At 62.1% G+C, this 20,346-nt stretch carries 24 protein-coding genes; 11 read left to right on the top strand and 13 right to left on the bottom strand.

What is annotated here, in order from left to right:
* Positions 1–72: 72 nt before the first annotated feature.
* Complete coding sequence (locus FBR05_02005; protein ID MDL1870958.1) at positions 73–615, bottom strand: hypothetical protein; 543 nt, start codon at positions 613–615, stop codon at positions 73–75.
* Positions 616–807: 192 nt separating this feature from the next.
* On the opposite strand from FBR05_02005, the gene FBR05_02000 reads away from it, so the two are divergent.
* The gene (locus FBR05_02000; GenBank protein MDL1870957.1) at positions 808–1,302 is read left to right on the top strand and encodes a peroxiredoxin; all 495 of its coding nucleotides are present in this window, start codon (positions 808–810) and stop codon (positions 1,300–1,302) included.
* 20 nt (positions 1,303–1,322) lie between these two features.
* Here the strand turns inward: FBR05_02000 and FBR05_01995 are convergent, their stop codons facing one another.
* Both FBR05_01995 and FBR05_01990 read right to left on the bottom strand, forming a co-directional pair.
* Positions 1,323–2,384 carry an NAD-dependent epimerase/dehydratase family protein gene (locus FBR05_01995; GenBank protein ID MDL1870956.1) on the bottom strand — a complete coding sequence of 354 codons (1,062 nt, stop codon included), beginning with the start codon at positions 2,382–2,384 and terminating at the stop codon, positions 1,323–1,325.
* 205 nt (positions 2,385–2,589) lie between these two features.
* On the bottom strand, positions 2,590–2,916 hold the full coding sequence (locus tag FBR05_01990) for a hypothetical protein (GenBank protein MDL1870955.1): 327 nt from the start codon (positions 2,914–2,916) through the stop codon (positions 2,590–2,592).
* Positions 2,917–3,013: 97 nt separating this feature from the next.
* On the opposite strand from FBR05_01990, the gene FBR05_01985 reads away from it, so the two are divergent.
* Both FBR05_01985 and FBR05_01980 read left to right on the top strand, forming a co-directional pair.
* Complete coding sequence (locus tag FBR05_01985) at positions 3,014–4,042, top strand: zinc-binding dehydrogenase (protein MDL1870954.1); 1,029 nt, start codon at positions 3,014–3,016, stop codon at positions 4,040–4,042.
* Between the two features lie 22 nt (positions 4,043–4,064).
* Entirely contained in the window at positions 4,065–4,436 is a 372-nt protein-coding gene (locus FBR05_01980) for a hypothetical protein (GenBank protein MDL1870953.1), read from the top strand.
* A gap of 83 nt (positions 4,437–4,519) precedes the next feature.
* Here FBR05_01980 and FBR05_01975 read toward each other — a convergent pair whose 3' ends face one another.
* Complete coding sequence (locus tag FBR05_01975; GenBank protein ID MDL1870952.1) at positions 4,520–6,328, bottom strand: acyl-CoA dehydrogenase; 1,809 nt, start codon at positions 6,326–6,328, stop codon at positions 4,520–4,522.
* A 21-nt stretch (positions 6,329–6,349) separates the two neighbouring features.
* On the opposite strand from FBR05_01975, the gene FBR05_01970 reads away from it, so the two are divergent.
* Positions 6,350–7,624, top strand: a complete 1,275-nt coding sequence (locus tag FBR05_01970) for a peptidase S13 (GenBank protein MDL1870951.1) — start codon at positions 6,350–6,352, stop codon at positions 7,622–7,624.
* Between the two features lie 18 nt (positions 7,625–7,642).
* On the opposite strand, the gene FBR05_01965 is transcribed toward FBR05_01970, so the two are convergent.
* The 4 genes from FBR05_01965 to FBR05_01950 form a co-directional block, all read right to left on the bottom strand.
* Complete coding sequence (locus FBR05_01965) at positions 7,643–7,855, bottom strand: hypothetical protein (protein ID MDL1870950.1); 213 nt, start codon at positions 7,853–7,855, stop codon at positions 7,643–7,645.
* An 18-nt stretch (positions 7,856–7,873) separates the two neighbouring features.
* The gene (gene thrH / locus FBR05_01960) at positions 7,874–8,494 is read right to left on the bottom strand and encodes a bifunctional phosphoserine phosphatase/homoserine phosphotransferase ThrH (GenBank protein ID MDL1870949.1); all 621 of its coding nucleotides are present in this window, start codon (positions 8,492–8,494) and stop codon (positions 7,874–7,876) included.
* Between the two features lie 222 nt (positions 8,495–8,716).
* Positions 8,717–9,007 carry a hypothetical protein gene (locus tag FBR05_01955; protein ID MDL1870948.1) on the bottom strand — a complete coding sequence of 97 codons (291 nt, stop codon included), beginning with the start codon at positions 9,005–9,007 and terminating at the stop codon, positions 8,717–8,719.
* A 14-nt stretch (positions 9,008–9,021) separates the two neighbouring features.
* A complete protein-coding gene (locus FBR05_01950) occupies positions 9,022–9,537 on the bottom strand; it encodes a hypothetical protein (GenBank protein MDL1870947.1) in 516 nt (171 codons plus the stop codon).
* Between the two features lie 266 nt (positions 9,538–9,803).
* On the opposite strand from FBR05_01950, the gene FBR05_01945 reads away from it, so the two are divergent.
* From FBR05_01945 to FBR05_01925, 5 genes are all read left to right on the top strand, one after another.
* Positions 9,804–10,139 carry a hypothetical protein gene (locus FBR05_01945; GenBank protein ID MDL1870946.1) on the top strand — a complete coding sequence of 112 codons (336 nt, stop codon included), beginning with the start codon at positions 9,804–9,806 and terminating at the stop codon, positions 10,137–10,139.
* A 9-nt stretch (positions 10,140–10,148) separates the two neighbouring features.
* Positions 10,149–10,421: a hypothetical protein gene (locus FBR05_01940; protein MDL1870945.1), complete on the top strand. Its 273-nt coding sequence runs from the start codon at positions 10,149–10,151 to the stop codon at positions 10,419–10,421.
* Between the two features lie 60 nt (positions 10,422–10,481).
* Entirely contained in the window at positions 10,482–10,979 is a 498-nt protein-coding gene (locus tag FBR05_01935) for a hypothetical protein (GenBank protein ID MDL1870944.1), read from the top strand.
* A 95-nt stretch (positions 10,980–11,074) separates the two neighbouring features.
* Positions 11,075–13,243, top strand: coding sequence for a hypothetical protein (locus tag FBR05_01930; protein MDL1870943.1), 2,169 nt, complete (start codon positions 11,075–11,077; stop codon positions 13,241–13,243).
* Positions 13,244–13,359: 116 nt separating this feature from the next.
* A complete protein-coding gene (locus FBR05_01925; GenBank protein MDL1870942.1) occupies positions 13,360–14,106 on the top strand; it encodes a hypothetical protein in 747 nt (248 codons plus the stop codon).
* Here the strand turns inward: FBR05_01925 and FBR05_01920 are convergent.
* Positions 14,101–14,574, bottom strand: a complete 474-nt coding sequence (locus tag FBR05_01920; GenBank protein ID MDL1870941.1) for a DUF4149 domain-containing protein — start codon at positions 14,572–14,574, stop codon at positions 14,101–14,103. The genes FBR05_01925 and FBR05_01920 overlap by 6 nt on opposite strands.
* 217 nt (positions 14,575–14,791) lie before the next feature.
* On the opposite strand from FBR05_01920, the gene elbB reads away from it, so the two are divergent.
* Together elbB and FBR05_01910 are read left to right on the top strand one after the other, a co-directional pair.
* Positions 14,792–15,376 carry an isoprenoid biosynthesis glyoxalase ElbB gene (elbB, locus tag FBR05_01915; GenBank protein MDL1870940.1) on the top strand — a complete coding sequence of 195 codons (585 nt, stop codon included), beginning with the start codon at positions 14,792–14,794 and terminating at the stop codon, positions 15,374–15,376.
* Between the two features lie 103 nt (positions 15,377–15,479).
* Positions 15,480–15,800 carry a hypothetical protein gene (locus FBR05_01910; protein MDL1870939.1) on the top strand — a complete coding sequence of 107 codons (321 nt, stop codon included), beginning with the start codon at positions 15,480–15,482 and terminating at the stop codon, positions 15,798–15,800.
* 332 nt (positions 15,801–16,132) lie between these two features.
* Here the strand turns inward: FBR05_01910 and FBR05_01905 are convergent, their stop codons facing one another.
* The 4 genes from FBR05_01905 to FBR05_01890 form a co-directional block, all read right to left on the bottom strand.
* Positions 16,133–16,720 carry a peroxiredoxin gene (locus tag FBR05_01905; GenBank protein ID MDL1870938.1) on the bottom strand — a complete coding sequence of 196 codons (588 nt, stop codon included), beginning with the start codon at positions 16,718–16,720 and terminating at the stop codon, positions 16,133–16,135.
* 153 nt (positions 16,721–16,873) lie between these two features.
* Positions 16,874–17,398 (bottom strand): CBS domain-containing protein, encoded by a 525-nt coding sequence (locus FBR05_01900; GenBank protein MDL1870937.1) that lies wholly within the window; start codon positions 17,396–17,398, stop codon positions 16,874–16,876.
* Complete coding sequence (locus FBR05_01895) at positions 17,395–18,447, bottom strand: 2-oxoacid:ferredoxin oxidoreductase subunit beta (protein MDL1870936.1); 1,053 nt, start codon at positions 18,445–18,447, stop codon at positions 17,395–17,397. The genes FBR05_01900 and FBR05_01895 overlap by 4 nt, the downstream gene beginning before the upstream one ends.
* Positions 18,428–20,332: a 2-oxoacid:acceptor oxidoreductase subunit alpha gene (locus tag FBR05_01890; protein MDL1870935.1), complete on the bottom strand. Its 1,905-nt coding sequence runs from the start codon at positions 20,330–20,332 to the stop codon at positions 18,428–18,430. Before FBR05_01890 ends, FBR05_01895 begins: the two co-directional genes overlap by 20 nt.
* Between the last annotated feature and the right edge of the window lie 14 nt (positions 20,333–20,346).

The following is a 20,346-nucleotide window of genomic DNA, read 5'->3' as shown; positions in this document are numbered from 1 at the left end:
GCCCGGCTATAGTCATTCTTGCCGGGCTTGGCAAGCGTTTGCGACAAAATTGGGTCCTGGGCCTTCGGGGGCCTATTCCAGGTCTTCCGGTTCCTTGGGCGGCGGGGGCGCCTTCTTGGCCGTCCACTGGTATTTGAGGTCGATGACCCCGCAGAGCTCCGATTTTCCCTTCCAGACCAGGCTGCCGGAGGCCTCGGTGGGCGAGGTCAGGGTGCCCTGGGCCGTAAACTCAAGCTCTTCCCGGCTGCTGCGGCCCTGGGTCGTGAAGGCCTTGCCCGTAATCGTCGCGGGTCCGGAGCTGGAGATCTGTCCGTTGAAGGAACAGGATCCGCTCCTGCCGGAATAACTCCCGCTGAACGAGGTGACCTGGTTGCCCTGGATGGAAAAGCTGACGGGGAGGTCCTCGCCGCTGCTGCCGCTCCATTCGCCTTCGAAGCTTTCCGCAACCGCGGGCGCGGCGGGCGGGGCCGCCGGTGCGGCCGGCGGTGGGGCGGGCTGGGCGACAGCCGGCGCAGGTGCCGCGGGCGGCGGAGCAGCCTCGGGTTTTTTGCTGCAAGCGCCAAAGGTTCCCAGGGCGACTAGGGCCAGAAAAGAATGAAACAAGGTGCGAAGCATTTATCCCTCCCGATTCATGGAATTTGGCCGAGCCTCGAGAACCTTAGGGAGCATGGCGGGACATTTCAAGGATTAATCTCCAGACGGTGTCGGGCGAGGGCGGGCCGCGCGTTCGTCCTGGCTCCGACGTCGCGGAAGCGCTATATTTTGGCACTCATGGCGTATTTACGGATTTGCGGAAGGAGTTTTCTCATGAGGCAAGGGTTTCTATTCCTGGCGGCATTTCTGATCGGCCTCGGCGCGGCGACCGCGGCCGAGCTCAAGGTGGGAGCGCCGGCCCCCGATTTCAGCACCGTCGACGAGCAGGGCAGGCCGGTCTCGCTCAAGGACTTCCGCGGCAAGGCCGTCGTCCTCTACTTCTACCCCAAGGACGACACGCCGGGCTGCACTGTCCAAGCCCAGAGCTTTCGGGATCACTACGGCGAGTTTCAAAACCTGGAGACGGTGGTGCTCGGCGTGAGTTTCGACTCCCAAGAGTCTCACAAGAAGTTCAAGGACAAGCACGGCCTGCCCTTTCCGCTCTTGGTCGACGCGGACCGCAAGATCGCCCAGGCCTACGGGGTGAAGGGGACCTTCTTCGCCTCGCGCGACGTGATCGTCATCGACGCCGACGGGAAGATCGCGAAAATCCTGCGTTCGGTGAATCCGAGCGACGTGGTGGGAATCTTACTGAAGGATGCGAAGTAAGGGCAAAACGGCGCCGCGGTTTATGACTCGGGCTGAGCTACGGGCACGACCTTGCCCGCCTGGTGCTTGGCGATGCGTCGGGCGATCTTCTCCTTGACGTAGCCGTTGGCCAGGTACCAGTCGACCGCCTTTTGCAGCGCCGTGCGCACCGGCGTCTGAGGCAGGCCCAGTTCGCGCACCGCCTTCTCCGCGCTGAAGAACATCTTCTTCTTGCCCAGCTGCACCGCCTCGACCTCCACCGCCGGCGGCTTCTTGGTAAGCCGCGAGACACCCTCGCTGAAATAGGCGAAGCCCAAGGCCACCGCGTGCGGCATCTTGACGCGCGGGGCGCGCAGCCCGGTGAGCGCGGAGAGCTCCTGCAGGATCTCGCGCAGGTGCAGGTTGCGGTGCCCCAGGATGTAGCGCTCGCCGGCCCGGCCCCTCTCGGCGGCCAAAATGTGGCCGACCGCTACGTCGTCGACGTCCACCAGGTTGAGGCCGGTGTCGATGTAGGCGGGCATCTTTCGGTTGAGGAAATCCAAGATCATCTTGCCGGTGGGCGTGGGTTTCACGTCGCGCACCCCGATTGGCGCGCTGGGGTTGACGATCACGACCGGCAAGCCCTTCCGGTAAAAATTCATCGCCTCCTGCTCGGCCAGGAACTTCGAGCGCTTGTAGTGCCCCTTGCAGTCGAAGATCGTGATCGGCGTCTCCTCGTCGCCGGGCTTGCCGTCCTCGGGGATGCCGACCGCGCCCACCGTGGAGGTGTAGACGACCTTGGCGACGTTGGCGCGCTGCGCGGCGGCGAGGATGTTATGCGTGCCCTCGACGTTGCTCGCGTAGATCTGCTTAGGGTCGGGATTGAAGAAGGTGTACTGGGCGGCGACGTGGTAGAGCTCGCGGCAGCCGTGCAGCGCGGGGCCGAGGGTCTCGGGCTTGCGCAGGTCTCCGTAGAAGATCTCGACGCCCAGGCCGCTGAGCTGCTTGGGGTTGGAGTTGCGGCGAATCAGGACGCGGACGTCCCGGCCCGACTTGAGCAGGGCTCGGGCGACGGCGTTTCCGACAAATCCGGTGGCACCGGTGACGAGGGCGATGGGTTTCATGGCTAAAATTGCGGGCAATATATAGATCGCCGCCGGGCGAGTCGAGGGTATTTTCCGGGCCTTCGCGGGGGCCGGAAAAGAAAGAAAAAGGCCTCGCGAGTATCGGTGTTTTTAGGCACCTCGCGAGGCCTTGAGCCTATTGGAAAAGGGGGGAGATGATATAGTTAGTTACGCGGCTCCCCCCATAAAGTTTTAGCCGATCCGATTATTTTAAGAACTCACAGCCCGCGGGCGGCTCGCTGCCCAAAAGTCCCTGACATTCCGACTTGTTAATGCTGTCGAGGCAGGCGTCCAACTGCTTCTGGGTGGCCTCGGCCTTGGGCATGTCCTTGGCCGAATTCAGCGCTGTTTTCATGGTGGTTTGGCAAAAATCCTCGCTGGGCATGGCATTGGGCTGGCAGGTGACCAACTTCTTGCACATGGCCCCGACGACGGCCCCAAGCACCTGGTCGGAACTCAGCTTTTTGCCCGGACAGGCGGTCAAAAAGAGCAGGGCGAGGGGGAGGAGGGAGTATTTCAGGGATTTGGCCATAAGGGCGATCCTTTCGCTGAGGTTTGGAGGAATAAGGCTTGCGAGGGATACAGGAGCAAAGATACAAGAGCCTTCCATAAAGACAAGCGATTTCAAGATGAAAGCCGTCGTTCTCCATCGCCATGGCGGTCCCGAGGTCCTCGAGGCCGCCGAGCTGCCTAAGCCCAAAATCCGGGCCGACGAGGTCCTGGTCAGGGTCCGCGCGGTCGCCCTCAACCATCTCGACCTCTGGATTCGCAAAGGCTTGCCCCACCTGAAGCTCGCCTATCCCCACATCCTTGGGAGCGACATCGCCGGCGAGGTTGCCGAGGTCGGGGACTTGGTCGAGGGTGTGGCCCTGGGCCAAAAGGTCCTGCTGCACCCGGGACTGAGCTGCGGCCGCTGCGAGCCTTGCTCCGAGGGTCGCGACAACCTCTGCCCGCGCTACCGCATCCTCGGCGAGAACGTCTCCGGGGGTTATGCCGAATACCTCGCGGTGCCGGCCCGCAATCTCTTGCCCTTTCCGCAAAACCTCGACTTCGCCCAGGCGGCCTGCCTGCCCCTGGTCTTCCTCACCGCCTGGCAGATGCTGGTCGACAAGGCCGCCATCCGTCCGGGTCAATGGGTCTTGATCCACGGCGGCGGCAGCGGGGTCGGTTCGGCCGGCATCCAGATCGCCAAGCTCTTCGGCTGCCGGGTGATCACGACGGCGGGCTCGGACGCCAAGCTTGAGAAGGCCAAGGCCCTGGGCGCGGATTTCGGCGTCAATTATAAGAATGAAAACCTCCTCGAGGCCGTCGCCCGCGTCGCCGGCAAGCAGGCGATCGACGTGGTTTTCGAGCACGTCGGGAAGGCCTTGTGGAAGGAGTCGCTGTTGTGCTTGAAGTGGGGCGGCGTCCTCGTCACCTGCGGCGCGACCACGGGGGCCGAAGTGACGACCGACCTGCGCCAGGTCTTTTTCCGGCAGCTGCGGATCCTGGGTTCGACGATGGGCTCGCGCGGCAGCCAATTCGAGATCCTGCGGCAGGTCGAGGCGGGGCGGCTCAAGCCGGTGCTCGACCGGACCCTGCCGCTGGCCGAGGCGCGCGAGGCGCACCGGCTGCTGGAGACCGGCGAGGTCTTCGGCAAGATCGTTTTAATCCCTTAACCCTCACGATGGAGAAGCTGCGATGAAGAAAATCTGGTTGTTGGCGGCGCTGGCGGCGCTGCTCGGTGCGGCCCCGCTTCAGGCCGAGGAGGAAGAAGTCAAGGAGGTCAAGGCCCCTTCGTCCAAGCAGGTCTCGCAGGAAATGGCCGAGGTCTGGTGCGGCAAGATGGAGGAGTGCGATACCAAGAAGGAGATGAGCGTCAAAGAGTGTCAAAAGATCCTCTTTGCGAGCTTCAAGAAGGGCTTCGGCCGTCTCCCCAAGGACAAGCCGCTCACCATCGAGCGGACCACCCTCGACCAATGCAAGGAAAACATCAGCAAAGGCACCTGCGAAGGCCTCAAGGGCGCGAAGTCGCTGCCCAGCTGCGAGTTCATCAGCCTGCTGGGGCAATAGATTTAAGTGCCTAAGTGGCTAAGTGCCTGAGTGTCTAAGTTTCTTATGCTGGATTCCGTTTTCTAAGGGACTTAAGCCGCGGCTTAAAACCGCACCTTCAGCGCCGACAGATCCTCCGAGAGGATCGTCTTCGCCCGGGCGGTCACTTGCGGCAGGATGCTACTGACGAAGAAGCGCGCCGATTTCACCTTGCCCTCGAGGAAGCGGGCCTCGTCGTTCTCGGTGCAGATCTTGCTTTTCTTCTCCTCGTTATCGGCGCCTTGGGACTTCCAGATCTCCTCCAGCTTGGCCAGGGCGACGATGGCCTGGTCGACCAGGAGGTAGGCGACGAAGGTGTCGCCCAGGTTGTAGAGGTAATTTACCGCGTGCAACTGGGGTCTCAAGATGTCCCCGCCCATGCCCCATTCGGCGAACTTCATCGTCACCTGGCCGACCTGATCGAGCGCCTTCTTGACCGAGGCGACCTCGTCCTTGAATGCGGGATGCGCCGCCTGTTTGCTGCAGAAGCCGTTCAGCTCTTCGTAGAGCTCGCGGAAGTACTCGCCGTTCTTCTGTCCGATCTTGCGGCCGATCAGGTCGAGGGCCTGGATGCCGTTGGTGCCCTCGTAGATCGACGAGATCTTGATGTCGCGCATGTACTGCTCGACGGGGTACTCCGAGATATAGCCATAGCCGCCGTAGACCTGCATGGCCAACTCGCTGACGCGGAAGCCCATATCGGTGCAATAGGCCTTGCAGACCGGGGTGAGCAGGCTCAAGCGCCCGGCGTATTTCTCTTTGGTGGCCGGGTCTTGCTCGACGTTTTCCTTGTCGTCCAAATAGGCCGAGTACAGCAGCAGGGCGCGCATGCCCTCGGTATAGGCCTTCATGGTGATCAACATGCGCCGCACGTCGGGATAATCGATGATCAGCGTCTTCCCGCCTTGGGTGCGGACCTTCGCGTATTCGAGGGCGCTCTCGTAGGCGGCCGAGGAGGCGGCCGCGCCCTGCAGGCCGCAGGCGATGCGGGCCTCGTTCATCATCTGGAACATCATCGCCATGCCCTTGCGCTGCTCGCCCAGCAGGTAGCCGACGCAGTTGCCGTTGTCGCCGAAGCTGAGCGTGCAGGTCGAGGAACCCTTGATGCCCATCTTGTGCTCGATGTTGACGGTCTTGACGTCGTTCCACTCGCCGAGGCTGCCGTCCTCCTTGACGCGGAACTTCGGGACGACGAAGAGCGAGATGCCCTTGGTGCCGGCGGGGTCGCCCTCGACGCGGGCGAGCACCAGGTGGACGATGTTCTCGGTCAGGTCGTGGTCGCCGCTGGAGATGAAGATCTTGTTGCCCTTGATCTTGTAGTGATCGCCCTCTTTGACGGCCGAAGTGGTCAGGTCGCCGACCGCCGAGCCCGCCTGCGGTTCGGTGAGGCACATGGTCCCGCCCCACTTGCCCGAGTACATGTTGGGGACGAAACGCTGGGCGAGATCCTCGGTGCCGAAGGTCTCGATCAGGTGGCCGGCGCCGCGGGTGAGTCCGCTGTACATCGAGAAGGCGATGCAGGAGCCGACAAAGAACTCGGTGGCGCCCATGGTCACCGAGACGGGCAGGGCCGAGCCGCCGTAGGTGGCCGGGACGTCCATCGCGATGAAGCCGTTGGCGGCGAAATTTTGGTACGCCTCCTTGAAGCCCGGGGGCGTAGTCACCTTGTCGCCCTCGTGCTTGCAGCCGACCTGGTCGGATTTCTTGAAGAGGGGATCGATCTCTTTTTGGGCGAATTTCAGGGCCTCGCCGAGGATGGCGGCGAAGTCCTCGCGGCCGAAACCGGAATATTTTTCGCTTTGCCCGAGGTCTTGGATCTTCAGGTAATCGAAAAGGTTGAATTCGACGTCGCGATAGTTCACTTTGTAGGCCATGTTTCCTCCAGGCTAAGCGGAATGCGTTCGGAATATTTCAAACAAAAACGCGGCTCCTATAGCGGTTTGTGGGGGCGATGGCAAGAAGGGAGAGGGCGGATGGCCCCACGTTTTCGTACATTAATTTTGCTGGCGATCGGCCTTATTTTGGCACCTGCCGCGGGTCGGGCGCAAGGCGACTGGCAGCAGCGGGTGCTGGCCAAGGTCCAGAACGGCACGGTCCTGGCCGTCGACGAGAAGGGGCGCATCCTCTTCTCCCACCAGGCCGACAAGGCCTTCGTCCCCGCCTCGACCTTGAAGGTGCCCACCGCCCTCGCGGCCCTGGCCATCCTGGGCGAAAATTACCGTTACAAGACCGACTTCTTTCTGGACGGCTCGGGCAACCTTTATGTGAAGGGCTACGGCGACCCCTTCCTGATCTCCGAAGAGCTGACGTTGATCGCCGCTCAGCTGAAGGCCAAAGGGCTCAAGTCGGTCAATAATATGGTGCTCGACGGCAGCTACTTCGGCCCCGACGTCCAGGTGCCGGGGCTGGCCGGTTCGCTCAATCCCTACGATGCCTACAACGGGGCGCTCTTGGCCAACTTCAACACCATCAATATCATCAAGAGCGGCGGCGAGGTGCGGAGCGCGGAAGAGCAGACGCCGATGACCGAGATCACCCGTTTGCTGGCGGCCAACGCGCCCAACGGCAAGAGCCGGATCAACGTCGCGACCCACGAGCGCGAGGCGGCCTTGTACCCCGGGTATCTCCTGAAGGAATTTCTTGCCCAGCAGGGCGTGGCGGTCGCCGGTTCGATTGCCTTGGGCGCCGTCTCTCCGAGCGCCAAGCCTTTTCTGTCATATGTCTCGAGCAAGAGCCTGCGCCAGGTTTTGGAAGCGGCGCTCAAGTATTCGCAGAACCTGATTATGAACCAGCTGACCTTGACGATGGGTGCGGTGAAGTTCGGTCCCCCGGCCTCGCTTGCCAAGGCTAAGAAGGCCTTGGCGGATTTCCTCGCTCAAGAGGTGGGGCTGCGGGACTTCAACGTCGAGGAGGGCTCGGGCATCTCGCGCAAGAACCACATCACCGCCCTCGAGATGGACAAGGTGCTGGTGAAGTTCTTTCCCTACTATCAGCTGTTGCCGGTGAAGAACGGCATGTGGGTGAAGACGGGGACGCTGAGCGGTGTCTCCGGCCTGGTGGGCTACTTTCAATCCAAGTCGCACGGCTGGGTGCGATTCACGATCATCCTCAATCAGGCCTCCAACCAGCGCGACGAGATCGCGCAGCTGCTCTTTGAGAATTTGCAGTAGGCGAGCTCTGCGTCCGCGTTACTTTTTCTTGAAGAGATTACCGAGGAAATAACCGGCCGGAAGACAGGCCGCCCAGATCCCCGCGAAGACCCAGCCGCCCCAGCCCTGCCAATGCGTCAAGCCCCAAGCGGGCAACCAGCCGCCCAGCAGCCCGGCCGCGAGGCCGCGCCAACGGTAGGTCTTTTTTACGCCCGCCTGCATGTCGGTCATGATGTGGGTGAATTGGTACATCGTCTGTTCTCTTCGCCCCTACTGCGGGCCTTTCGTGAAATGCCGCATCGCATTTTCAAAGGCGGCCTTCAACTCCCCGTAATCCTTCGTCACCTGGAATTGCGGATATTCCTTCACGATCTTCTCCGGCGGGCAGAAGAGGATGCCCACGTCGGCCTCCTCGAGCATGCCGATATCATTGTAGGAGTCGCCGGCGGCGGCGATCTTGAAATTGAGATCCCGCAGCTTCTTGACCGACTCGCGCTTCTGGTCTTTCAGGCGGAGCTGGTAGTCGACGATCTTCCCCGCCTTGTCGACCTTGAGATAGTGGCAGAAGAGGGTAGGGAAGTGCAGCTGCTTCATGAGCGGCGCGGCGAACTGGTAGAAGGTGTCGGAGAGGATGATTACCTGAAACTCCGACTGCAACCAATGCAGGAATTCCTTCGCGCCCTCCAGGGGCTGCATCGTCGCGATGACCTCTTGGATGTCCTGCAGCTTCAGGTGATGCTGTTCGAGGATCTGCAGGCGGCGCTTCATCAGGACGTCGTAATCGGGGATGTCGCGCGTGGTGAGGCGCAGCTCGGCGATGCCGGTCTTTTCGGCGACGTTGATCCAGATTTCGGGGACCAGAACCCCTTCGAGGTCTAAGCAGGCGATCATGAAGGCTCCTAATCAAGAAAATATCAATCGATGCGAGATACGGGAGGGGCCTTGGAATGGGTGGCCGGGCGGGGGCCCCCCGCCGCGCGCAGCTTGCGAGCACGGTGGGGGTGCAGACCGGACAGGAACCATTCCAAGGCCCCTCCCGTATCTCGCACTCCTTATAGGCACCGCCGTATTCACGCGCCAAATAACATTTTCTTTTTAAGTTTCAATCGCGAATTATTCCCTGGCGCCCGGCGGCGACGACCCGCCGAAAAACTTGCGGTAATTCTCCAGGTCGCGTTGCTCCTCCGGGCTCAAGCTGTCGGTCGCGGGCAGGAGCAGGGTGCTGCCGTCGCCCTGCGGCTTGACTTCCATGTAGACTTCGTTTTCCGCGCATTGACCGCGGTCACGCACGCGAAACTCCAGGGCCCACTCGTTGGCGACGACGCGCGGCATGCAGACGAAACGCGTGCGAAAGGGCGAGGCCATGGCCGAGGCAACCGGGCACAAACTGAACGCAACCAGCATCGCGGCGACCTTCTTCACGGGCTCCCCCAGCTCAAGGGACAGCTCTCCAGCAGGGCCTGTCCCTTCCATTCTTCTTGGCAAAATTGCAGCGCCCGCCGCTCGGCATCGAGGCAGTTTTCTTTTCCGGAAAAGGTCATCTCGCCCCGGTAGCTGTTGAGCGCCATCCGGTTGCCCAGCGGACTGATTTCGGTTTTTTGCACGCAAGTGAAGTGCCACAGCGGGCTCCCGCTGAACTGGTGATCGGCGGCCGGCCATTGCAGGGTAAGAGGAGGGTAGAAGCGCAGCGAGGTCGTCGTGGGGATGAGCGCCATCGCGCCGCGCGGCTCCTTCGCGAAATACACGATGTAGCGGCGGCTGCCCGCGGGGCAGTCCTCGTCCTCGGCGATCGCGGAGAAGAGCAAGCTGTCCTCGGAGTCGCGGCGCACGCACATGCGCCGCTCCTGTGGCAGGCCGTAGGCGACGTCGGGATTCCAGGCCCGCGCCGCGGGAATTTGCAGAAAGATCCAGGATAGCATCGCGAATAATTTCATAGGGCGACGGTGGAGACCTTCCAGGGGCTTTTAAGCCCCGTCACGCTCCGAAGGGAAGGCGGAATTGCGGACTCTAAACCTCAGTCCTAAGCCCTCGCTTTAAAACCCAGTTCTTGTACAATAAAAAATCAATTAATATCAATATGTTATATATGGAGAGGAAGCTTGCTGCGGCGCATTTTTTTGGCACCGCTCTTGCTTAATAGCTTTCTAGCCAGACTCGCTTCATGTAAAATAAATTCATCGAAACCCAGGAGAATCCACCCATGGCCGGCATCGAAAAACCCATTACCCCGACGCGCGTCGTTCCCGGAACCGTTCCCAGCGATGCAGGCGCCCCGCCGCCTCCCGCGGCCGGCGGCAGCCCGACGGCCTCGGCCCCGCTTCCCGATCTCAATCGTTTCAACGCGATCACCGGCCGCAGCGCCGGCGCCCCGCGCAGCATTTTGACCCGCGCCTCGGTCGGTTACAACGGCCCTCACGAGATCGGCGGCGTGCGTTTCGCCTCGACCGACGCGGCCCTCGACCAGATCATCGTCGAAAACGGCGCCGACGGCAATCGCGCCCTCTTGCAGCGCGCCTACGACGAGGTCATGGCTTAAACGGTGGTTATGACGCAGAAGAAAACAGCTCCGATCCGCGACTACGAGGACTTTCGCAAGCGGGTCCTCGCCCTCCCCAAGGAGAAGCAGGCCAAGATCCTGGCCAAGGCCTTCGACCTCGTCTACGACCAGCTCGACGACAACGTGTGGCGCACCATCGCCACCGCCATCAAACACGCCAAGGACTCCGAGTTGGAAGGCCACGAGGATTTCAAGATCGAAGACAAAGACCTCAAGAATCTCACTCATATCCAAGACGGCTACCGCAAAAAAGACCACTAAAATCGGCCTCATTCCCATTTTAAGGTTGTGTCGGGCCGAAGCCTACGGTTAAGATGAGCCATGGTTAAAGTCACCGGCCCCACGGGCCCGCAAGGTACTCCAGCGGCGGTTCCCGCCGACGCCAAGGCGGCGCCTGAAGCCAAAGCGGCACCCGGCGCCGCGGCGCCCGGCAAGGTTCCGCCCGACGGCTTCGCCCAGGCCGCGGGCGGATTGCTCGGCTACAAGTCCTCGCCGCTGGTCTCGGGCGCGGTGAAGATCTTCTCCGACGGTGTGGTTTTTCCGCCCAACCTTCTCGACACCAAAGACGCCCGCAACGATCCCAAATACCTGCGCCTGCTCGCCGCGGTGCTGGGCTTGGACGACCTCGAGCATTACTTCTACTCGCTCGAGGGCGAGAAGCAGGAAGAATATCTCGCTCACAAGGCCAAGCAGCGCGAAGAAAAATGGGCGAAGGTCGAGAGAGAGAAGGAAGAAAAGCGTCGTCGCAAGCAGGAATCCCAGGACGAAAGTCCCGACGATGAATCCGAAGAAGATTCCCTCGACGATTCTGAAGAATAACCTCGGATTTATCGAAATCCTTTTTTAATATCTCTGCGTTCAAACGTGGTCGGCTTTTCGGCCGTCCGTTTTCCTCAACTCAAATCGGTATTCTCATGACGAGCCCTCTTCACGAGCACGAAATACTGATTTTCATCGTCCAGTTCGCGCTGCTCTTGAGCGTGGCCAGGATTCTGGGCGATCTGGTGCGGAGGTTCGACCAACCCGCGGTCATGGGCGAACTGCTCGCGGGTATCCTGTTAGGGCCATCGGTGTTTGGGCGCTTATTGCCGGCCATGCACGGCTGGGTATTCCCGACAAGCGCCACACAATCTCATCTTCTCGAGCTTCTGAGCTTTCTGGGGATGATACTGCTGCTCCTGAAGTCGGGCTTCGAGACGGACATCAAGATTTTGCGGGGGTTGGGCCGCCCCGCGATCATTTCTTCGGCATTCGGAATGCTCATTCCCTTCCTCTGCGGTTTCGCGATGGCTTTCCTGCTGCCCGACGAATTCCTTGTCGATACCCGACGCCGCCTGCTCTTTTCCTTTTTCCTGGGTACCTTGATGGCGATTTCCGCGATCCCCGTGATCGCCAAGATTCTCATGGACTTGGACGTGTTGCGACGCAACATCGGAGCCATCATCCTGGGGTCGGGCGTGATGCAGGATATCGTCGGTTATACGATTTTTTCCTTCATCATCGCCGTGGCGTCGGGCTCCGGAGAATTCACCAAGCTTTCTCTCTCGCTGGTCGGTGGCGTGCTGTTCATCGTGTTGCTCGCAACCGTCGGATACCGGCTAATTTTTCGCCTCGTGCGCTGGGTCGACGATCGTTCGATCACCGAGGGAGCGCATACGACCCTCGTGATCGTCGTCGCATTGGTTCTGGCGGCCTTCACTCACGTGCTGGGCCTGCACGCGGTGTTCGGCGCGATGCTCGCCGGCATTGTGCTGGCTTCCGCGCCGCGCATCCGCACCACCGCCTTGGAGCACATCGAAAAGATCACCGATTCGGTGTTCGCCCCCGTATTCTTCGCCTATGTCGGTTTGAGGGTGGATTTTCTCTCCTTAACTCACTGGGATTGGTTTGCGGTGATCCTTGCCGTGGCTGTGCTCAGTAAGATCGTAGGTAGTTTGATCGGCGGCAGGATCGGTCACCTGAGGTTCTGGGAGTCCCTTGCGTTGGGCATCGGAACCACCGCCCGGGGTTCGATGGAAATGATCGCCGCCTTGATCGGTCTTTCGGTTGGTCTTCTCAACAACGAAATGTACGCGGTAATCGTCCTGATGGCCATGATCACCTCGTTGATCGCTCCGCCCCTGTTGAAACTGGTGATTCCCAAGATCCACATGACCGAGGAAGAGAAGGCCCGCCTCAAGGCGGATAAGGACCAGGAGAAAGTCATCTTCAAGAAAAAGCATCTGCGTCTCCTAATCCCCACCGCCGGTGGGCCCAACGCCAAAAAGGCCCTCGAGTTGGCGATTCCCTTGGGGTACTACGACGACACCTCCATCACCACCTTGTTCATCAGCGCCGCCAAACGTCGCTGGAGGATTCCTTTCCTGAACGGGCGCGGCGGCGATGCCTCCGTTTCCTCCCACCAAGAGCTCGCTACGAAACTGAGTGCAAAATTTCGTGTCAAGGTCGAAGCCAAGCACCTCGAAGTCAAGGAAGATTATTCCGAGGGCGTGGTGAAGGAGATCGAGAAAGGCTACGACTTGGTCTTTCTGGGCGCCTCGGGTTTCAGGCACGTGCTTTACTCGGAAAGCCTCAACAAGGTCGTCGAGCAAAGCTCCGCGCACATTGCGGTCGTCAAGGCGAAAGACGCCAAGACCAAGTATCGTCATGTGCTGGTCCCTACGAGGGGCGATTATTATTCGAAGCTGGCGGTCGAATTCGCGCTTCTCTATGCCGAGGCGGTCGAGGCCGATGTGACGCTTTTTCATGTGCTGAAGACCGGTAAGGATTTGCTCTCCGACGAATCTGCGCTGGATCCCAGCGCCAAGGACAAAATCAAGGAGACGCTGTTTTTCGAGATGAGTCCCTACCTCAGCAAGCCGGATCGCGTGAAAGTGCGAACACGGGTGGAAGAGGGCGAAAGCGCCCAATTGGAGATACTCAAGGAGCTCGCGCGCGGCGACTACGACTTGCTGGTTCTTGGGGCGGAAAACCGCTCCCTGACTCCCGATTTGAACCTGGGTTACGGGGCGGAATTCCTGATTGAGAAGGCGTTGTGTTCGGTGGTGACCTTGATTCCCCGAGCGAAGGCGCCGAAACATTAAAGACGGTTTTCCCGCGGAAATTTCCGTTCCGGTCTTTAGGTTTCCTCCCGCTCACGATTCGACTCTGGCATTGCGGCTCTTGAAAAAATATAAGGATTGGAAGAGGCACGGACGATATGCCGCAATCTGTCGCTCCCAAGAAGGTCCGCCGGTTCCACGTCGTCGGCGGGGGCTGTTTCGGCTCCCAGTACGCGCGCTGGCTGCTGCGCGCCCGCTCGCGCGGCATGGTCGAATTCGAAAAGATCCTCGCGGTCGACCGGGACCCGCGTTGCCGCCTCGCCGTCGAGGGCCCGCGGGACGCTGCCCTCGAGGTCGTCTCCTCCGATTGGGTCGATTACCTGGAGCGGCTCCTGCTCGCCGAAGAGCCCGGCGGTGCCTCGGCGGAGGACCACTGGGTGCCATCGCCGCTCTCGCCGCACCTGATGTTGCTGGCCTTCCAGCGGGCCGCCGCGCGGCTGCTGCCGGGCATAGCCTTCGAGGCGGAGGCCTTTCGCGCCGAGGTGCCGACGCCCGTACGCCTCGCACTCCCCGCCGGCACCCTGGCGGTGAGTTTTGCGGAGTGGCAATGCCCGGTGAATTGCATCGAGCCCGGGACCTGTCCGGCCATCCACGCCCCGCGCACCTGGGACATGGCGCCGGCCTTGGGAGGCTATTTCGCCGCGCATCCCGAGACGGGCTCGGCCCAGGTCCTGCAATGCCGGCACTTCGTCCACGGCGTGGGGACGATTCCTCTGGCCGAGGTTTTGGAGGCCTTTCGGAGGATGGTGGGGGATCTTAAGGCGGGAGCGGTCGAGCGCATCGCCGTCGCCACGGTCTCGCGCTGCCACGGCCTGATCGGGGCCGCGCGCGTCACGCGCTCATAGCCGCAGGCGGTAGGCGACGATGCCGATTAGGACCAGGCCGCCCGCGAGGACGACGATGTTCAGGACGACCGAGCGGCGGTGCAGGGCGTCGAAGCGGGCCTTGAGGGTTTTGCCCAGGTCGCTGTCCTCCTCGACGGTCTTCATCTGGACCTTCAGGTCGTGCACCTGGGGCCGGACGACGGTGCCGGCATAGACCGAGCAGCCCAGCATCATCGCCAGCAAGACGACGCGGATGAGCGGCAGCTGCTTGACGAGCAGGGCCTCGGTCAGTGTGCCCAGCGCCATCATGCCGCCGGCGACGTAGCCCAGCAGATAATATTTCGGGAAGATCGCGGTGATCACTAGGCTGGCCATGTCTTTGGGCAGTTGGGTGAAGACGGTGGGCGTCGTGAAAAAAGAGAAGAAGACGATGCCCCCGACCCACAGGACGAGGCCGAGCAGGTACAAGAATTGGGCGAGGAAGGACATGGGGGGGTGATAGTGAGGGAAAGTTGTGGGTGTCAAGGAAACCCGAAGAGGTATCCCTGGATACGGCCGAATTCTTCGTCGCAGGGTAGGGGCGAACACAAGGTTCGCCCCTACAGGGCAAAACTTTAGTTGAAGCCTAACTCACCGGTTGATATGGACCTTCCCCAGAGAACCAAGCATCCATGATTTTCAAGGATAATTTGTCCAAGGAGGCGGTATGAAAAAGATCGGCGTGCTCTTATCCGGCTGCGGCGTCAAGGACGGCTCCGAGATCCATGAGGCCGTGCTGACCCTCTTGGCCATCGACCGCGCGGGCGCCCAGGCCGTCTTCCTCGCCCCCAACAGCGAGCTCGAGGTGGTCAACCACCTCACCGGCGAGCCCACCGGCGAGAAGCGCAACGTCCTGCTCGAGTCCGCCCGCATCGCGCGCGGCAACATCAAGGACATCGCCCAGGTGAAGGCCGCGGACCTCGACGCGCTCATCCTGCCCGGCGGCTATGGCGCCGCGAAGAACCTCTGCGACTTCGCTTACAAAGGGCCCGACGCCAAGCCCCACGGCGAGGTGGCCCGCCTGGTGAAAGAAGTGCATTCGGCCAGGAAGCCGATCGGCGCGATCTGCATCGCCCCCGCGACCATCGCCGCGATCCTGGGCCGCGACGCCCATCCCAGCCTCACGGTGGGTAACGACAAGGGCACCGCCGAGGCCCTGCAAAAGATGGGCGCCCAGCACAAGGAATGCCCGGTCCGCGAATTCCACGTGGACGAGAAGAACAAGATCGTCAGGGCATCGAGAAGCTCGTGAAGAAAGTCCTCGAACTCAGCTGACAAGGTGAAACGTGGAAGCTGAGGCGCGAGGCGGGTCTTAGGTCCCGATTCGCGCCGGGCGTTTCACTTTCAAGCCGGATATGGCCCGCGATCCCAAAGTTACTCCCATCACCCGCAACGACCCGCGCACCTTCTACGCGACCCGCGTCGCCCACACCCCGCAGGGCGAGGTCTGGGACCTCTGGACCGTCCTGGACGGCCGCCGCGTCGGCAACCTGATCGTGGTAGACAACGGCGAGGTCGTCTACGGCCTGGCCGCCGTGCGCCGCGGCACCGACCATGCCGAGCTCACCGACCTGATGGACTGCCTCTATCCGCCGGCCTGCACCGAGGCGGCGCGGCAGGAGCTCATGGTGGTCGAGTACGACGAGGAGCCTAAGATCTACGACACCACCTACTGACATCCTTTCGTGACGCGGCTTTTGGAGGTGCGCCCCGCAACGGAAGAAAGGGTGTCCCTTCCGGGACCTGCGGAACTCGCATCCTTTAGGTTTGCCGTTCACCCCTTGCCGGCGATCTCGCTGCGGCAATTTATTTCATCACTTTATCTCGGCCTTAAGGTTGGCTCAGACAGTCCTCGGTCCCTCCAGGGACACCCTTTCTTCCGCTGCGGGGCGGTCTATTAGAGGGGGCGAGATCCCTAGTCTCCTCGTTTGGGAAGTTTGTTTTTTTCCGCGAAAAAAAAGGCGTCCCGGTGGGGACGCCTTCTCGTATCCAATGAATTCTAGGGAAATTACGCGTGCTTCTTGAAGTATTCCTTCGAAGTCTCCACACCCGGCTTGATGCTGTCCGCGCCGGGCTTCCAGTTGGCGGGGCAGACTTCGCCGTTCTTTTGGAAGAAGTTGAGCGCGTCGACCACGCGCAGGGCCTCGTCGGTGCTGCGGCCCAGCGGCAGGTCGTTGATCACGGCGCTGCGCAAGACGCCCTCTTCGTCGATCAGGAAGAGGCCGCGCAGGGCGATGCCCGCGCCCTCAAGCAGCACGCCGTACTTGCGGCTGATGTCCTTGTTGACGTCGGCGATCAAGGGGTACTTGATCTCGCCCAGGCCGCCTTCGGCGCGCGGGGTCTTCTTCCAGGCGAGGTGGGAGAACTGGCTGTCGATCGAGCAGCCCAACACCTGCACGCCGCGCTTCTTGAACTCTTCGATGTTTTGGCTGAAGGCGATGATCTCGGTGGGGGCGACGAAGGTGAAGTCGAGCGGGTAGAAGAACAGGATGACCTTCTTGCCCTTGTAGTCGGAAAGGGAAATCTCTTTGAAGGAGTTGTCCTCCAGGACCGCCACGGCTTTGAAGTCGGGGGCCTTTTGCGTCACTTGAACCATAAATGCGTCTCCTTTGTTGACGGTCGGTGCCGATCCGGGACCGCGCCCCAAGAGGACAGGGCCCGCATCGAAGAGTGAATTCGGAATCGATCTCCAATGCTATAGCCTAGCGGCAAAAATGCGGTCAACGGATTTCCCGGCGGGGGAAGGGGGCTATTCGTGGATCCCGACCGCGTCGGGGAACATCTCGGCCAGGTATTCGAGGACGTCGCGGACGCTGACCACCCGCTCCGGGCGGCCCCCCGCGAGGATGGGGATGTGGCGGAAGCCGCCCAGCGACATCTTGTGCAGGGCATAGGCGATTTTGTCGTCGTATTCCAGGGTCTCGGGGTCCGGCGTCAGGATCTGCGAGACGGGGCGGTTTTCCCAGTCCGGTCCCGAGTTCATCACCTTGAAGAGGAGGTCGCGCTCGGTGACGATGCCGACCAGCTTTTCCCCCTCCATCACCAGGACGCAGCGATTTCCCGGTCCCAGGTGCTCGGCGACCTCCCGAAGCGGCGTGTCGGGCCGCACCAGGGCCGGGCCGGAGCTGGGCAGCTTGCGCAGGTCGTCCTTGACCAGGCTCTTCTCCAGCCGGGTCGTGGGTCGTACGCCGTCGAAGGCGGTCAGGTCCTCGCCGCATTCCTCGCAGGCGTCGCTGCCGGCGATGTTTTCGTAATTGCAAAAGGGGCATTTCATGCGCCGCCCCCCTCCGGCGCCACCGTCCAGGTGTCGCCGCTGTTCCAGAGTTTTTCCAAATCTCCGCGGCCCTGCTTCGCCTCGGCCGCCGTCGCTTGTTCGTTGACCAGCTGGTCGTAGGTGGGCCGCCGGATCGCGCGAAACACCCCCATCGGCACCGGGAAGCGCGGCAGGTCCATCCGGGCGAGGAATTCGGCGTAGGTCGGATTTTCCAGGTGCGGGTCGTGGACCAGGAGGTCCTTGGGCGGCGACTTGGGGTCGAAGTCGACCACCTCGGGCTCCAGTCCCTTGAGCCGGATCCCCTTGTTGCGGTCCTTGCCGAAGATCAGCGGCTGGCCGGCGACCAGCGTCAGCGCCGTGTCGTCGCGGGTCTGCTTATCGTCGATCGCCTGGAAGGCGTTGTCGTTGAAGATGACGCAGTTTTGGTAGATCTCGACGAAGGCCGAGCCGCGGTGCTCGCCGGCCGCCTGGAAGATCTCGGCCATGTGCTTGACGTCGGTGTCGTGGGTGCGCGCGACGAAGGTCGCCTCGGAGCCCAGCGCCAGGCTCATCGGGTTGAGCGGGTAGTCGACGCTGCCGAAGGGCGTGGACTTGGTCTTCTTCCCGTACTCCGAGGTCGGGGAGTACTGCCCTTTGGTCAGGCCGTAGATGCGGTTGTTGAACAATAGGATCTTGAGATCGACGTTGCGGCGCAGGGCATGGATCAAGTGATTGCCGCCGATGCTCAACCCGTCGCCGTCGCCCGTGATAACCCACACCGAGAGCTCGGGGCGGTAGACCTTCAGCCCCGTGGCGACGGCCGGCGCGCGGCCGTGGATGGTGTGGAAGCCGTAAGTCTCCATGTAATAGGGAAAGCGGCTCGAGCAGCCGATCCCCGAGATGAAGACGAAGTTCTGCCGCGGGATCCCCAGCTTCGGCAATACGTTCTGCAGCGTCGCTAGGATGGCGTAATCCCCGCAGCCGGGGCACCAACGTACGTCCTGGTCGCTGATGAAGTCTTTGCGCGTGACGGGCGCGGGGGCGACGGGGCTAGCGGTTTCCGACGACATGCTTGACCTCCCTGTTGGCTCCCAATCGCGCGCGCACGCCCTCGAGGATCTCGGCGATCCGAAAGGGTTTCCCCTGCACCTTGCTGAGCGGCTGGGCGTCGACCAAAAATTTTCCCCTAAGCAGCAGGGCGAGCTGGCCCAGGTTCATCTCGGGCACCAGGACCTTGTCGAAGCTCTTCAAGATCGCCTCGAGGTTGCGGGGGAAGGGGTTGAGGTGGCGTAGGTGGATGCTGCTCACCGCCGCGCCCTCGCGCTGCAGCTGCTCGACCGCCGTGGTGATCGCGCCGTAGGTCGAGCCCCAGCCCACCACCAAGAGCTCGCCCTCGGGCCGGCCGAAGACCTCGAGGTCGGGGATGTCCTGGGCGACGGCGGCCACCTTGTCGGCGCGCAGGTGGGTCATCCGCTCGTGGTTGAGCGGGTCGTAGCTGACGTTGCCGCTGCGGTCTTCCTTCTCGAGGCCGCCGATGCGGTGCTCGAGGCCGGGCGTCCCGGGAATGGCCCAGGGCCGCGCGAGGGTCTTCTCGTCGCGCAGGTAGGGTAAAAATTTCTCGCCCGCCGCCCGCTCGGGGTGGCGGACCTCGATCGGCGCCAGCTCGGAGAGGCTGGGGATCAGCCAGGGCTCGCTGCCGTTGGCCAGATAGCCGTCGGAGAGGAAGAGCACCGGCGTCATGTACTTCACCGCGATGCGCACGGCCTCGATGGCCATGGCGAAGCAGTCGGCGGGCGTGGCCGGCGCCAGGATCGGCACCGGGCTCTCGCCGTTGCGACCGAACATCGCCTGCAGCAGGTCGGCCTGCTCGGTCTTGGTCGGCAGGCCCGTACTGGGGCCGCCGCGCTGGATGTCGAGGATGATCAGCGGCAGCTCGGCCATCACCGCGAGGTTGAGCGCCTCGCTCTTCAGCGCCAGGCCCGGCCCGCTGGTTCCGGTCATCGCGATGCAGCCGCCGAAGGCCCCGCCGATCGCCGCGCCGATCGCGGCAATCTCGTCCTCGGCCTGGACCGTGCGGACGCCGAAATTCTTCAGCTTGGAGAGCTCGTGGAGGATGTCGCTGGCCGGCGTGATCGGGTAGCTGCAGTAGAGCAGGGGGGTCTTGGCCAGTTCGGCGGCGGTGACGAAGCCGATCGCGGTCGCCGTGTTGCCCATGATGTTGCGGTACTTGCCGGGCTTGAGCCGCGCGGGGCGGATCTTGTAGTGCGTCGAGACCACCTCCGCGGTCTCGGCCAGATGAAAGCCAGCCTTCAGCGCGAGGATATTGGCCTGGGCGACCTCGGGTTTCTTGCCGAACTGCTTCTCGATCCAGGCTATCGTCGTCTCCATCGGCCGGTCATACATCCAGTACATCATGCCCAAGGCGAAGAGGTTCTTCGAGCGGTCCTTCTCCTTGTTGGTCAGGGGAAGCCTCTCGAGGGCCTTTTGGTTGAGGCTGGAGATGGGAAGCGCGATGACGCGCCAGTCCTTGAGCGAGCCGTCCTCGATCGGGTTGGAGCCGTAGCCGGCCCGCTCGAGGTTGCGCTCGTTGAAGGCGTCCTGGTTGAGGATGAGGATGCCGCCGTGGGGCAGGTCCCTCAGGTTGGTCTTCAGGGCCGCCGGGTTCATCGCGATCAGGACGTCGGGCTGGTCGCCCGGCGTGCGGATGTCGTGGTTGGAAAAGTTCAGCTGGAAGGCGCTGACGCCGGGCAGCGAACCTGCCGGGGCGCGGATCTCGGCGGGGTAGTCCGGCAGGGTGCTGATGTCGTTGCCCAGGACCGCGCTGGTATTGGTGAATTGGGTTCCGGTCAATTGCATGCCGTCGCCCGAATCGCCCGCGAAGCGGATGACGACGCCGTCGATCTCTTGCCGTTGTTTAGCGGGACGGTTCAGGCTCGCCGAATGTTCCGGGTCCATGGGAAACGATGCTC

The organism is Deltaproteobacteria bacterium PRO3, assembly GCA_030263375.1.
In the GTDB taxonomy this organism is placed as follows: Bacteria; UBA10199; UBA10199; order DSSB01; family DSSB01; genus DSSB01.
Note: the sequence above shows the minus strand (reverse complement) of the source record. Positions and strands in the feature narration are given on the sequence as shown.

Bases quoted from the DNA above. Each gene is read 5' to 3' on its own strand.
- FBR05_02005 (MDL1870958.1), bottom strand. From the start codon at position 615: ATGCTTCGCACCTTGTTTCATTCTTTTCTGGCCCTAGTCGCCCTGGGA.
- FBR05_02000 (MDL1870957.1), top strand. From the start codon at position 808: ATGAGGCAAGGGTTTCTATTCCTGGCGGCATTTCTGATCGGCCTCGGC.
- FBR05_01995 (MDL1870956.1), bottom strand. From the start codon at position 2,384: ATGAAACCCATCGCCCTCGTCACCGGTGCCACCGGATTTGTCGGAAAC.
- FBR05_01990 (MDL1870955.1), bottom strand. From the start codon at position 2,916: ATGGCCAAATCCCTGAAATACTCCCTCCTCCCCCTCGCCCTGCTCTTT.
- FBR05_01985 (MDL1870954.1), top strand. From the start codon at position 3,014: ATGAAAGCCGTCGTTCTCCATCGCCATGGCGGTCCCGAGGTCCTCGAG.
- FBR05_01980 (MDL1870953.1), top strand. From the start codon at position 4,065: ATGAAGAAAATCTGGTTGTTGGCGGCGCTGGCGGCGCTGCTCGGTGCG.
- FBR05_01975 (MDL1870952.1), bottom strand. From the start codon at position 6,328: ATGGCCTACAAAGTGAACTATCGCGACGTCGAATTCAACCTTTTCGAT.
- FBR05_01970 (MDL1870951.1), top strand. From the start codon at position 6,350: ATGCGTTCGGAATATTTCAAACAAAAACGCGGCTCCTATAGCGGTTTG.
- FBR05_01965 (MDL1870950.1), bottom strand. From the start codon at position 7,855: ATGTACCAATTCACCCACATCATGACCGACATGCAGGCGGGCGTAAAA.
- thrH (MDL1870949.1), bottom strand. From the start codon at position 8,494: ATGATCGCCTGCTTAGACCTCGAAGGGGTTCTGGTCCCCGAAATCTGG.
- FBR05_01955 (MDL1870948.1), bottom strand. From the start codon at position 9,007: ATGCTGGTTGCGTTCAGTTTGTGCCCGGTTGCCTCGGCCATGGCCTCG.
- FBR05_01950 (MDL1870947.1), bottom strand. From the start codon at position 9,537: ATGAAATTATTCGCGATGCTATCCTGGATCTTTCTGCAAATTCCCGCG.
- FBR05_01945 (MDL1870946.1), top strand. From the start codon at position 9,804: ATGGCCGGCATCGAAAAACCCATTACCCCGACGCGCGTCGTTCCCGGA.
- FBR05_01940 (MDL1870945.1), top strand. From the start codon at position 10,149: ATGACGCAGAAGAAAACAGCTCCGATCCGCGACTACGAGGACTTTCGC.
- FBR05_01935 (MDL1870944.1), top strand. From the start codon at position 10,482: ATGGTTAAAGTCACCGGCCCCACGGGCCCGCAAGGTACTCCAGCGGCG.
- FBR05_01930 (MDL1870943.1), top strand. From the start codon at position 11,075: ATGACGAGCCCTCTTCACGAGCACGAAATACTGATTTTCATCGTCCAG.
- FBR05_01925 (MDL1870942.1), top strand. From the start codon at position 13,360: ATGCCGCAATCTGTCGCTCCCAAGAAGGTCCGCCGGTTCCACGTCGTC.
- FBR05_01920 (MDL1870941.1), bottom strand. From the start codon at position 14,574: ATGTCCTTCCTCGCCCAATTCTTGTACCTGCTCGGCCTCGTCCTGTGG.
- elbB (MDL1870940.1), top strand. From the start codon at position 14,792: ATGAAAAAGATCGGCGTGCTCTTATCCGGCTGCGGCGTCAAGGACGGC.
- FBR05_01910 (MDL1870939.1), top strand. From the start codon at position 15,480: ATGGCCCGCGATCCCAAAGTTACTCCCATCACCCGCAACGACCCGCGC.
- FBR05_01905 (MDL1870938.1), bottom strand. From the start codon at position 16,720: ATGGTTCAAGTGACGCAAAAGGCCCCCGACTTCAAAGCCGTGGCGGTC.
- FBR05_01900 (MDL1870937.1), bottom strand. From the start codon at position 17,398: ATGAAATGCCCCTTTTGCAATTACGAAAACATCGCCGGCAGCGACGCC.
- FBR05_01895 (MDL1870936.1), bottom strand. From the start codon at position 18,447: ATGTCGTCGGAAACCGCTAGCCCCGTCGCCCCCGCGCCCGTCACGCGC.
- FBR05_01890 (MDL1870935.1), bottom strand. From the start codon at position 20,332: ATGGACCCGGAACATTCGGCGAGCCTGAACCGTCCCGCTAAACAACGG.